General features: G+C 40.1%; 8 protein-coding genes and 1 pseudogene. 3 read left to right on the forward strand and 6 right to left on the reverse strand.

From position 1 onward, the window contains the following. Window positions 1-61: 61 nt before the first annotated feature. From V7K56_RS16425 to V7K56_RS16445, 5 genes are all read right to left on the reverse strand, one after another. On the reverse strand, window positions 62-814 hold the full coding sequence (locus V7K56_RS16425) for a S1 family peptidase (RefSeq protein WP_334911944.1): 753 nt from the start codon (window positions 812-814) through the stop codon (window positions 62-64). Between the two features lie 309 nt (window positions 815-1,123). After that, the gene (locus V7K56_RS16430) at window positions 1,124-1,711 is read right to left on the reverse strand and encodes a COP23 domain-containing protein (RefSeq protein ID WP_334911945.1); all 588 of its coding nucleotides are present in this window, start codon (window positions 1,709-1,711) and stop codon (window positions 1,124-1,126) included. 54 nt (window positions 1,712-1,765) lie between these two features. Further along, window positions 1,766-3,745, reverse strand: a complete 1,980-nt coding sequence (locus V7K56_RS16435; protein ID WP_334911946.1) for a serine/threonine-protein kinase — start codon at window positions 3,743-3,745, stop codon at window positions 1,766-1,768. A gap of 157 nt (window positions 3,746-3,902) precedes the next feature. Then, window positions 3,903-6,188: a CHAT domain-containing protein gene (locus tag V7K56_RS16440; protein WP_334911947.1), complete on the reverse strand. Its 2,286-nt coding sequence runs from the start codon at window positions 6,186-6,188 to the stop codon at window positions 3,903-3,905. 106 nt (window positions 6,189-6,294) lie between these two features. Beyond that, on the reverse strand, window positions 6,295-9,144 hold the full coding sequence (locus tag V7K56_RS16445) for a filamentous hemagglutinin N-terminal domain-containing protein (RefSeq protein ID WP_334911948.1): 2,850 nt from the start codon (window positions 9,142-9,144) through the stop codon (window positions 6,295-6,297). 656 nt (window positions 9,145-9,800) lie between these two features. Here V7K56_RS16445 and V7K56_RS16450 point away from each other — a divergent pair. Continuing rightward, window positions 9,801-11,612: a ShlB/FhaC/HecB family hemolysin secretion/activation protein gene (locus V7K56_RS16450; RefSeq protein WP_334911949.1), complete on the forward strand. Its 1,812-nt coding sequence runs from the start codon at window positions 9,801-9,803 to the stop codon at window positions 11,610-11,612. Window positions 11,613-11,889: 277 nt separating this feature from the next. Here the strand turns inward: V7K56_RS16450 and V7K56_RS16455 are convergent, their stop codons facing one another. Further along, window positions 11,890-12,741 (reverse strand): alpha/beta fold hydrolase, encoded by an 852-nt coding sequence (locus V7K56_RS16455; RefSeq protein ID WP_334911950.1) that lies wholly within the window; start codon window positions 12,739-12,741, stop codon window positions 11,890-11,892. A gap of 68 nt (window positions 12,742-12,809) precedes the next feature. Between V7K56_RS16455 and V7K56_RS16460 the strand changes: the two are divergent. Together V7K56_RS16460 and V7K56_RS16465 are read left to right on the forward strand one after the other, a co-directional pair. Beyond that, window positions 12,810-12,905: pseudogene (locus tag V7K56_RS16460) on the forward strand (cupin domain-containing protein); the annotation flags it as partial. 46 nt (window positions 12,906-12,951) lie between these two features. After that, a complete protein-coding gene (locus V7K56_RS16465; RefSeq protein WP_334911951.1) occupies window positions 12,952-13,152 on the forward strand; it encodes a hypothetical protein in 201 nt (66 codons plus the stop codon). The last annotated feature ends 38 nt before the right edge of the window (window positions 13,153-13,190 follow it).

Genomic DNA, 13,190 nt, shown 5'->3' on the forward strand with positions numbered 1-13,190 from the left:
CCAGTTTTTGAATTTCTTGAAGACGCTGGTTTAGTTTTTCCAATTTTGGTAACATAAAATTTTATAAAAGATGAAGAAACATTGGTATTGGTACCGCCCAGCTCAAGTGGCTCATTTCTTGCCATCTTACTTCAGAAACAGTGGAGCCATCTTTAAAAACATAAGGGTTGCCTAATAATGGATACTTAGGCATACCGTTGATACCTACGACTTCACCTTGAATATCAAGTAATGGTCCGCCACTCATACCGCGTTTAACATTGTTGGTATAGCCAATTTGATAACCCCCAATCAAAGGTTGTTTGAGTAAGTCGGAAATTTTACCAGTAGTAAACTCGAATTTACCCGACTTAGACAAATTAATGTCAAAGGGAAACCCTGCGGCAAAAATCCTATTACCTACTTCTAATCTTGATGTTTGCTTTAGAACTGCCACTGGATAAACAATAGAAGGGCTATAGAATTGAATCAACCCTAAGTCATCGTTAGAGCCAATTGAAGGCAGTAAACTAGTTGAATAAATACTACCATCAGCAACCTGAATACGATGCTGTTTTCCTCGAGATAGGACGTGTTCATTAGTCAGTACTAGATAAACTTTTCCTTTGCGTTGGATAATAACTCCTGAACCCCAAGAGTCATTTGAAATCACTTTGACTGTAATGGACTTAGCGTACTGTTGTAACTGCTTTACAATTAACTCTTCATGTGTTTTTCTGGTGGAAGTTATTTGAGCGAAAACACTTGAATTAACTGCTTCTATGGCTAGCAAGCCAGCCATAGAAGCAAAAAGAATTAGTAAACGTAAATTCATGCCTGGCTATAATTCCTAATTAACTTGCCTGATTTTTAATTAAATACTTTTCTTGAAGAAGAATTCAGAAGTCAGAATCAAGACGCTCGGTCGCCCTTGGGAGAAGACTCGTTAACGCTGCGCTATCAATGGGGGATTCAGACCCGCCACTGTCTTGTTGACCACCAAATTTTCAATTTGGTGGGGGTCTTAAACCCGTCTATTTAGACGCTCACGGACTCGCTAAGGCTGCGCTATCCGCTTTTTCGGTCAGGATTCACATGCTTAATTCTGACAACTGAGGCCTTTATTCTGTTTCGATAAAAAGGATCAATTAGAGCAAAAAAACGAGCCATTACAGTTATCCTGAGATGCTGGTTTTTCTACCTGTATGGGTTGGCTCTGTCTAGTTTTGGAGACGTTGCTCAAATATTCATCTACATCAATGTAAACTGGCTTACCTCTAGTAAGCCTGATCTTCCGGACTCTAGTTGAAACATTAAAGAGTTCTACAAGAACTTTCTGAGGCTCGTCTTTAGGCTCAAAGGTGAGTAACAAACCATCTGATATACAATTACCACCTTGGCTTTGGGCAACGCACATCACGTTTTGATGATTCATTTTGCCAGTTGTAATGAACCTGAGATTACCTGCATCTGAATGTTTTTGGAATCTTGCTGTTACTTCTTGGCAGCGTCGTTCAGGCGTATAACCTGAATTACTAAAAACTTGAGATTGCCAGCCGATCAACTCAACAGTTTCTGTTGGAGTGCGTGCATAAGTAATAGGAATACCTTGTTTTATCTCACAAATATATTGTACCTTGCTTGGAGGTTTGGGTTTGGCTAGACTGACAATAGGTAGAGCGATTGTAGCAGCAAATGTTATCAAAAACGGTAAAAAAAAATTAGTTTTCATAGCATCAGAAAAAAAATCAAGTAAAGAAATAGATTTTATTTATGTTTGTTGCATTCAATTGTTCTGACAGTTAGAACCTTGACCAAAAATAGAGTTGGAAGATTGACAATTATCAATTGTTGCAGGTTTTGGAGTATGTGAAACTTGAGGTTTTAACTTTCTCTTTCTAATTACTGGTTGATAATTACTAGATGAGGTTTTTGAATTTGAATTATTTAGTTTGCGGATTACTGGGGTAACTCTAGGTGCTATTGGTTTACTTCTTACAACTGTAGTATTAGAAGAATAAGATGTTTTGGTATTGTTTGCTTCGAGCTTAGATTTTGCTTCTTGAATAATTGCTTCTTTTTTTTCTCGCCAATATTGAGTAGCAGCAATCTTGCTTGCTGAAGTGATGGCATCAGTAAATCTATTTTGAGTTAATGCACTTTGTGCAAGATTAAAAAGTTCTTTATTAAAATTAAATTCCTGTTGCCATTTAGCAATCAACTCTTGAGTTTTTTTAAAATTAGAGCTTTTTTGTGGAATCTCTCTAGCCGTAAGAATTGCATTATTCACATCTCCTAACTGCTCATACTTTTGGGTCGCTTGCGTGAGAAGTTTCTGAGACCATTCATTAATGAGATTTTGAGCATCTTCAAAAAAAGGTTGATTGACCGGAATTTTATCAGCCTGTTTAATTGCTTGAGGAAAGTTAGACTGTGCTGCCAGAGCCTTAGCTTGAAAAATTTGGCATTCATTTAAGTTACTTATAAGCTCAGTTTTTGCTCGTAAATACGGTGATGAATTATTACTAGCAAGACTAAGGTTAGCGCCTTTTTCTATACATTTTTCATATTCTTTTGATTGCTTTAAAGATTTAATCTCTTGCACGCTTGCTAAGAAATTTTGATTTTTATGCCAATCAAAAGCAAAAATACCAAATATACTGACAAAAGTAGCAATGCCTAATGTAACTCCTATTGGAGATTTAATCACAGCGATCGCTGCGCTAACGCTAAGGGCGAACGCTTTAGCAAAACCTGCCGATTGAGGACTGTTGGGAGAAACAGGTAGATTTAAAGTTGACGCTGTTGATAACTGAGGATTATTTTCTGCTGTGTTTAATGATTGTTGCCTAAACTGAGATAATGGTACAGTGGGAGGGCAACTGCCTGACTCTGTATGGGAGTATTGAGGGTAAAAGCCTGGCTGTGTTGTTGCGTATCCAAATTGAATCATTAAGGTTTCAAGTGCAGCCAGTACCTCTTTAGCAGACTCATAACGCTCTTGAAAGTGGTAGCATACCATCTTACTGACAATACCAGCTAACTCAGGGCTGACCTGAGCGTAGCTGTACCAGTCAACTTCACCTCTAGCATCCTCTCTTAATTGTTGATGGTTTAGTCCTGTTAATGCTTGGATAGCTATAATTCCGAGAGCGTAAATGTCACTGCTGAAACGAGGTTTACCTCTTAACTGCTCAGGTGGCATATAGCCTAAAGTGCCTACAACAACAGAGGTACTCATCTGGCTTTGTGCTGTAGCCAGTTGCATATTTATTTGCTTAACTACACCAAAATCAACCAGAACTAGTTTATTATCCTGTTGGCGGCGAATAATGTTATTAGGTTTAACATCCCGATGGATAACGCCATTGCCGTGAACAAAGTCTAGAATCTCTAAGATTTCTCGCAGTAGTTGGACTACTTGGCTTTCACTCCAATGATAACCAGGTAACAACTCTGTATTGAGCAAGTTGCCATCAATCAGTTCTTGAACTAAATAAAACTCTTGGTTTTCCTCAAAATAAGCTAGAAGCCGAGGAATATGGGGGTGATGACCAAGTTGTTCTAACGCTTCTGCTTCTTTTGCAAATAGATGTCTAGCTGCTTCTAAAAAGGCAGGGTCGCTATTAGCTGGCTTTAGATGCTTAACAACGCAAGTAGGATTACCTGGTCTGTGCATATCTTGAGCTACATAAGTTTGTCCAAATCCCCCCGCACTCAGGACTTTTAGTACTTGATAATGCCCGGCTAGTAGCTGACCTAACATAGGTTTAACTTATAAAGAAAATAGTATTAGCATCATTTGTAGCGATTATCATTTAAGTGAAATACACTTTGGCTTCAAGATAGAGGAAAAAAAGATTTGAATCATTAATTTTATTCTATGGAGTGTATTTTATTCGTGGCAGAACAGTTATAAATTATTAATCAGCTTCACCAATCAAAGTGAAGCCAGCCCAATCTGTAGGATCTGAGGATTGTTGCATTGTTTTGAGCATTGCTTGGCGTAGTGCTTGGGCTTTGTCAGCTTGACCCTGAAAATTGCGGTAAAACTCTAGCATCAGCGTTGTTGTAGTATCATCTGGTACTTCCCACAAGGAGACGATCGCACTAGCAGCCCCAGCAGAAAGCAAAGACCGAGATAACCCAATCACTCCATCTCCTGTAATTTCACCTCTACCTGTTTGACAAGCACTTAATACTACTAGTTCGGCATTAAGTTGCAAGTTTAGGATTTCGCTAGGGGTAAGAAAGCCGTTATCATTACCAGATGGAGCTAAGGCGATCGCACCAGGAACACCCAATTGCTTCACTTCATCGAGTAGACCGTGGGTCGCTAAATGAATCACCCTGGCTCTAGGCATCTCCTTAATGATATCTAGCTTAGTGGCGCGATCGCCAGTAATCGCTTTAGTCTGGAAAAGACTAGCAATTTTGTTGGCTTCTTCTTCTGAACCAGGTAGCGGTGACAACTCATGCGGCGGATCTCCCACTTTCATTTTGGGCATTGTGGGATTGCCTACGACTAAGATATCTTTTGCTAATCCTTGGCTGCGTTGTCTTTGCTGATTAGTCAGATCCAACACTTGGATAGCAGGGACAGAAACGATCGTGTGTTGTTCAATTAAGTACTTACCATCGTTGTCTTGCAAGGCTGTGAAAGGAACTAACAAAAGAAAATCTTGAGGAACAAAAACAATACGAGCATTAGGGTCTTTAGGTAGTTCGTCAGCAATTGGTTGGATCAGGAGTTTATGCAGTTGCTTTAAGCCTTTAGAAACTGCTGCCGGATTTGCAGAATTACTTGTTGCTGGATCAATGGCATCACGAGTGTTAGTTGCTATTTTTTGGAGCGAGGTCTTTTGCTGCCATAATGACTTGAGATTAACTCGTCGCAAGGCTACATCACCCGTAGGTTTAACCACCCAGATTAAGAGTTCTAATTCTGGGGCTTTTAGTTTGCCTTGGTGCAAGAAATCATCGGGAACAATCGAATATTCAACTAGTGTGGCTTTTTGCTGTTTGGCGATTTGTTTGATTTGAGCAATTGTTAGGGGCGCGATTTGAGAGGCTGAATTAGGTCTAAGTTTTGTCTCCATTAAATCTACAAAAGCCCGGGCGCGTCCTTGCTCAGAAGCTACTAATGAAGCTTCAGGTTTGTTCTGCGCTACTAGAATTTGTTGGAGTAAGTTGTATGTTGCAAGTTGTGTATCAAAAATTGATACTTTGCCTTGATCGTCTAATTCTTGTCTGAGTGAGTCTAAAACTTTGACTGCAAGGCGGAGTTTGTTTTCGGCCTCAACCAAATTGCCAGATACAAATAAAGTATGTCCGAAATTATTTAAAGCTAACGCCTCTGCTCGGCGATCGCTTATTTCTTGGGCAATTTTTAAGCTCTGCTGTTGGTATTCAATTGCTTTGGGATAGTCGCTTAAGCTTTCGTATGCCAGTCCCAGGCTGCTCAAAGCTGTCTGCTCGATACTGCGATTTTTGATTTCCCGCGCCAAGGTTAAACTTTGTTGGTAGGCTTCAAGTGCTTTACTATTGTTGTTTTGAGATTGGTAAGCAGATCCGAGATTGTTAAGCGTACTTGCTTCACTTTCTCGGTCTTTGGTTTCTCGTGCGATCGCTAAACTTTGCAGATATGACTCAACAGCCTGGGGATATTTGCCCAATTCAGCATAGACCATTCCTAAACTGCCTAAAGCAACACCTTCTCCGAGTCGGTCTTTGGTTTCTCGTGCAATAGTTAAACTCTGCTGCTGAGACTTAATCGCTTGATCATACTCACCTATTGCTAAATAAGCATTACCTAAGTTGCCTAAAAGCTGCCCTTCAGATTGGCGGTCTTTAAGTTCTTGAAAAATGGTCAAAGCTTGCTGTTGGTAATTAATAGCTTTGCTATATTCGCCTGTATTTCTATAAGCAAGCCCCAGATTTCCTAACGTCTGTGCCTCTCCTCGACGGTCTTTAAACTCTCGATAAACTATCAGTGCTTGTTGCCAAGATTGGATGGCGGGTACAAATTGATTAAGTTGATACTGTTTCAGTCCTTGTTGCAGAAATTCATCTGCTTTGGTTTTAGCAGTTACTTGAGATTGTGCGATCGCTTGTGAAGTCACAAATGGTACTGTTGCTAAAACAGGCATTAAGACGCTAGCGAAGATAGAAATGAGTTTAAGGATCAACTGATAGTTTATTTTTACCATGCTATTTATTATTAAAACATAGCTGTTTTAGCAATCCTATCTGATTTTTGAAAATTCGCTGTTTTCAGATCCCCGACTTCGTAAAAGTTGTTGGGGATCTAATTTTTCACGAATTATTTAGGACTGTTATATGATGCAGTAAATTCCCATCAAGATTGAAGACTTCATTCAAACTGTTTTCCTCTTCTTTGTCTCCAGCATTGAGATTTGAGCCTGTTAATTCTCCTTTTCCATCATTGCTAAGTGTTAACTTCGTAGCATGACCACTGTATTTGAGAAGAGCAACCAGCGATTTGTCTAAAGACAAGACACCAAAAGTTCGGATTTCTGATTGAGCTTCGTTTTTACTACTACCAGTGTTATTGATGACTGTAGTTATTGGGGTATCTGAAGTTACTGGTTTTCCTGGATCTACTGAAGTTACTGGTTTTCCTAGATCTACTGAAGTTACTGGTTTTCCTGGATCTACTGAAGTTACTGGTTTTCCTGGATCTACTGAAGTTACTGTAGTTACTTTGCCGAATGTCCTAGATGTAACAGCTACTACTACACTAGAATCGTTTCCTGTTTGTGTGGTAATAGCTCCAGCAGTACCACTAACGCCCTCTTTCAAGGAACCATTTTCTTTGCCAGTTCCCACTAAAAAAGTTTCACTTCCAACCTCAATATTGATCCGACTTCCTTTGCCGTCATTTGTACCTTCAATATACGGTGGTTGATTTTTAGTCTTAATAGTGAGTGTAAGCGTATTTTCATACTTTTCATTATTATACTTAGCATCATAATTAGCTGGAGTAACGGCAAATATACTGGCGAATATACTAGGGTAAAGGCCATCATTACGAGGTTTAAAATCGTTCACATCCCCAACACTCAACCCCTCTACGATAAGTCCACTACCCCCTCCAATTGCTCTGAAAAGTCCACCAGATGTGATCGAAATATCACCAGAAAAGACAATATTAGAGGAATCAAAAAAACGTCCCGAAGAAATGGTATCAACTTCTATGTTGCCTGCTACAGCAGATAAAACTACCTTTCCAAAAGTAGAAATACCGCCTGTTTTAATATTGCCCCTACTAGAAGTTAATTTAACATTAGAGTCACTCTGTATATCTTGTACTGTAATGTTCTCTGGAGCAAATAAAGTTACAGTACCAGACCTCGCTAGGTCATTATCAACGTCTTTTATGTTCCCTAATGTAATGTCTCTTCGAGAGTCGATAACCACAGCACCGCCATTTTCTGATGATATATCACCGGTATCATCTGAGATATTGCTAGTAGTTGTATTAAGGTCTCCATTTACCTGAATTACTCCGCCTGGTAATGAGTTATTGGCTTTGTACTGATTCGTTAGCAAAACTAAACCATTGGGATCAGTTATCTTGACGCTACCAATTTCTATATCTGCACTTGTTGCATTAGCGCTTGTTACAGGAGTATTAGGCTGGGGAAGAATATCTGGAATAGAATTAGGTGTAGAGCCTGGGCTTCCGAATGCAGTTGTTCCCGCTCGTATGTCTAAGGTTTGTTGTTTAGCACCATTAACTGATATAGTTGTCTTACCATCAGACAGAATCACATCCTCTGCAAGAGAGTTTGATACATCTTTATCATTAATAGTGATAGTACCTGGAATCTTTACGCTACCTCCAGCTAAGATATGCAACGAGGCTCCTGTGTAACTATTGAAGCTAACATCTCCAGCCGCTTTAATAATCGGATCGTAAGGACTAAACAAATTTCCTAGATTTCCATCTAACTGTTCAATCCGAAAGCTGCCACCTGTTGTGTAGTGGGCATCTCCCCCTACTGTGTTAGCAGAGCGCAAAACCATGTTCTTGCCAGAAAATAAACCGCTTGCAGGATGGTTCAAGGCAAAAATATCAACTCCCTGGTTGCCTTGGATTAACAAATCCCCTCCTGCCTGAGCAATGAAGGGTTTTTCTGAACCGTCACGCACTTGCACGGTGTCTTGCGCTAGCAGATTTAAATTCCCTGTCGTACTTAGTTGGCTCTTTACCAAGGTCAGATTATGATTGGCAGCCAGTGTTGCAGTTTGAGCAGTTACTTCTTTTGCTACTACATCTCCATTTTCTACAACTAGGCCAGAACCAGTAAGTGCAACTGTTCCATCATTGTTAACTGTAATTCCTGTAGCATTCCCCCCACTGCCACCAGTCAATAATTGCGGTAAAGACAAAACTGGTAATGTCCAGTTGTTTGGTTGATTACCATTTGTTATTGTTGGTTGTACATCAAGAGACAGCAGATTTCCCGCTTGACTAATCCGCACGACACTCTTACCTGGAACCGCCGCTACAGTAATTTGACCATCTGGTGCTGAGAGTTTGCCGGTACTCGCCACCGTACCACCCAACAACGTCAAGTTTTGTCCTTCCCCAACACTTAAGTTACCAGCGTTAATAATTGCCCCTGGCTTATCCATAGTGAAAGCAAAAGCACTAGGACTTCCTACCAATTCTGCATAGTTATTGTTACCAACTGCATTGAACCAATTAGAACCAAACCCAATGCCGTTAGCTGTTGTTACCGTCAGGGCAGCAGGCAAATTCAGGCTGGCGTTCGGCCCAAAAATAATCCCTGCCGGGTTCATTAAGAATAAGTTCGATTTTCCACCTGTAACCTGAATTAGACCATTAATTACAGAAGGATCACCACCATTCACTCGTGTGAGAATGTTAAGGATTTCCGGTCTAGAAATAAAGTTGGCAATCTGATCTTGGCTAAGACCAAACTTGGTCAAACTATGGAACAGATTTGCTCCATCTTTAGAAGTCTGTCCGCCAGTGATATTGAATTGCTTGCCATCAGGAGTCACAACGGTATTTGTGCCGTCTGCTGCTGGAGTTATTGATTGTGCCTGTACTTGTCCGACTCCAATAACTCCCAGCAGAGGAAGTGTTGTTAACCATATGCCAATTCTGTTCACTACAAATTTCCTTGATTTATATCTGGTTTTTATCAAATAGCTTTAGTAAATCTGTAAGAGTCTAGGTTTGCGGCAAAGCTCGATATACACTGAGACTTACTGTCATACTTTATTCCAAGTGTTACTTAGATTATTATCTCTATCTTTACACATTTTTTTAAAAATTACAGTTTTACTATAATTTCATCTATCATAAGATAGATATTTATTTTTTAAAGTCGAAAACTGTGTATTAATAAATTGATTGTATACGGATAAATTTTATCTTATGCTGTGCTGTAAAAAATACATATTTGCTATCTCGACATTAACAAGTTTTTGTATTATAAAAGACACATATACTTGCTGGCAAAAATCTATCTAACGACAAATGTGATAGGTAAAATAGTCTAAATTTAACTTTTATGTCAAGAATATGTAACATAATCTCCTCCGATAGCTTTCGGTAAGCACTGAGTTTGCATAACCAAAGTTATCAAATATAGTAATGTATTTACTGGATATAAGTAGTAACGAAATGTAACTCAACATAAATGAGTATGAAGTTTATCTTGTACAGGTGAGTAGGAAAGATTAAATTTAACAGAGAACATCTTATTAGAGTGTTAATTGTTACTTATACACAATATATAACTAAAATTTTTTTAGGAAAAACTATGAGCAAAAACTCTATGCGTTGGAGTGTGAAATATGTGTTGTCTTGGTGCAGGTTGACAATTTCAAGTGCAATTGTACTTGCTTGGTTATTACCAACTTACGCTGCTTCCAAGAGTTCAACTGCCATACCAAGTATTAAGCCAACCGCAGATACAGTAGAGAAAGTGGCTCAAAACCAGCCTGCGCCAACAGTAAATCCAAGACCTGATCCTAACCGCGATCGCTTTCCGCAACCCTTACCAGATCCAACACCACTACCCGAACAAAAAGAGCCAATTCTGACTCCCCCAACTCCACAAACGCAACCATCTCAACCAAATGTGCTTATTTTTGTTCGTAAAGTTGAAGTGGTTGGTAGCACTATCTTTACTGCAAAAGAAATCAATCCGATTGTGCAACCTTTAGAAGGACGCTCTGTCAATCTAGAAGAACTACAGAAGGCAGCCGATGCGATTACTAAACTGTACTTGAACAAAGGCTACATTACCTCAAGAGCAGTTTTAGTCAACCAGGTGATTACTGATGGAGTCGTTCAAATCCGAGTTATTGAAGGTCGTTTAGAGAAAATTCAGATTGAGGGAACCAGGCGGTTGAATCGTAACTATATAAGTAGCCGCGTGCGTTTAGGAATAGGAAAACCCCTGAATACAAATAAGTTAGAAGAACAACTAAGGCTACTCCGGATCGATCCTCTATTTAACAATATAGATGCTAGTTTAAGCGCTGGTTCTAAGTTAGGTGAAAGTATTCTCACCGTGAGGGTAGAAGAGGCAAAGTCCTTTGAAAGTATTTTTAGTGTAGATAACTACTCTCCACCCAGTATTGCTCCAGAAAGGGCTGGAGTCTTTCTACGCTACCGCAATTTAACCGGGATTGGAGATGAAATTACCGCCTCATACAACTTTGGCGTGAACTTTGATGATTTTGATCGGGCTGCGTCCAACATATATGATTTCACCTATCGTGTACCGCTCAATCCAATGAATGGGACTGTGCAATTTCGTGCTGCACCAAATAACAATAAGCTGGTCAATCCTGCTCCAACAGAACCTTTTGCTGATGTTAAAGGTAGTTTGGATTTTTATGAAATCAGTTATCGTCAACCGTTAGTGCGATCGCTAAAAGAAGAGTTTGCGCTTTCTACAGCAATTGCCTTTCAAGGGAACAGTGGATCTTTTACCTTTGATGGGATTGGCGTAAGTACTGAACCTAGTCGTACCCGTGTTCTTAAGTTTGGTCAAGATTATACTCGTCGTGACACTCAAGGAGCTTGGGCGATACAATCTCAATTTAGTTTTGGCTTAGATATCTTCGATGCTACAGTCAGTTCTGAACCAAATCAGGATGGAAGCTTTTTTAGTTGGTTAGGTCAGGTACAACGGGTTCAACAATTGGGCAATGACAATTTATTGATAGTGCAAGCCGATATACAGCTGACACCAGATGATCTACCGTCATTCTATGAATTTTTTATTGGTGGTGGTCAATCCCTTCGAGGCTACCGTCAAAATGCTCGTTCTGGAGATAATGGATATCGCTTATCAGTAGAAGGTCGAATTCCTATATTACGTAATGGAGAAAGAGTCCCTATTTTGCAACTTACCCCTTTTGTTGATTTAGGACAAGTCTGGAATAAAAGAGATAATATTGACCATCCATTTTTGGCTAGTGCAGGTTTAGGATTGTTATGGCAACCAATGCGAAACTTTAACATCCGAGTTGATTATGGCATTCCCTTTGTAGATATAGAAAACCCAAGCGGTAGTCTTCAGGACGATGGTTTATACTTCAGTCTCACTTACAGTCCTTAATTGTCTTTACAGCGCTTTTCAAGTAATTAAACTACACTACTCCCTACCCTCCTTCTCAGTTTTGGTCTAAATACCTAAAAATTGCTGTAATACGGCACTAGTTGCAACGATGTTTTTCGATGTGCGCGATCGCTTGAATCGACCGTTACCAAACACCTGGAATTTCATAAGCTGCAACTTAGGTTATTACGTTATAGATAGGGATTAGACCCACTTGTAACGGCACGACCCTTTGCGATCGCTTCCTCTAACTCTCAATTTAATTACGAATTGGTAATTATTGTTGACTACCAATTACCTGCGGATGTTCTTCCAACCAATGGTCAATGTCATTCAGCACCTGCTGGGGAACTTCCCACGGGAAAAGATGGGCAGTGTTGGGATAACACTGCCACTTACAATTTGGGAGATGTCGAGCAGTTTCTAAGCTGGAATCAACTGTGATGTGGCGGTCTTGTTCGCCAGCAAGTACTAAACTAGGACATTGTATTTGTTGCAAATCTAGAAGCCGATTGTATCCTGATTGAATTGCACTATACAGAGCGCGAGTAGCAGCAGGGGAGGTTTGCAAATAAGCTGGTACTGCTTCCTTGGCGATGTAATTGTAAGTGATAAATGTATGTTGTTGGATTAGGTAGCGGAAAAGCGATCGCTTACCAAAAGTTTCAATATTCCATTGCCAACTCGGTTTTATATAGTTCAATAGAGCAGCAATGCCAGTATATAAATTATCCTGCCAAGTGATAGGAGGATGACTGCCACGGGGTTTTGCGGCTGTCGCCACCAAAATCAGCCCAGTAATGCGCTCTGGCAAACGTAATGCCATCTCCATTGCTAGAATGCCCCCAAGTGACCAGCCCAATAGTAGGCACTTTTCAATCTGCAAACGGTCTAGCAGCGCTTCTAAATCAGTCAAATGGTCATTCATGTCAAAATTGCCGTTGTAGCGACTTTTGCCGTATCCGCGTAAATCGGGGGCAAAAGTTTGGTAGCGTTTTGATAAATGATTGGTAAAGACAGAAAGACTACGACCAGTACCAGGATGACCATGTAAACCTAAAATTGGAAATCCTTGACCTTGGATGTAAACATTGAGACGTGCAGCAGTTGTGGTGTGGCGATCGCTCATTATTTGTCGTTCTCCTGTCTACCGAACAATTGTTCTAAAATGTGTTGACTTTCAGTTCTCAAGCCTCAAAAGGAGCCAGCCACACCTATAAAATTTTAGAACCATTTACTGCTGTTGAGGTAACCAGTCCACCCGCTCAAGTTCACGGGCGAGACGAAAACTAATTTGTTTGCAGTTATCTGAAATTTTGCGTTCGCCGAAATAACAAATGTGTTCGCCGAAATAACAAATGTGTTCGCCGAAATAGCAAATGCGTTCGCCGAAATAGCAAATGCGTTCGCCGAAATAGCAAATGCGTTCGCCGAAATAGCAAATGCGTTCGCCGAAATAACAAATGTGTTCGCCGAAATAACAAATGTGTTCGCCGAAATAACAAATGCGATCACCGAAATAACAAATGCGTTGGTGTAGCCCGCCGCAGGCATCGCCTTTCACTAATTTCTCAATCA

Origin of the sequence: Nostoc sp. (assembly GCF_036917535.1) — a bacterium.
Classification (GTDB): Bacteria; Cyanobacteriota; Cyanobacteriia; order Cyanobacteriales; family Nostocaceae; genus Nostoc.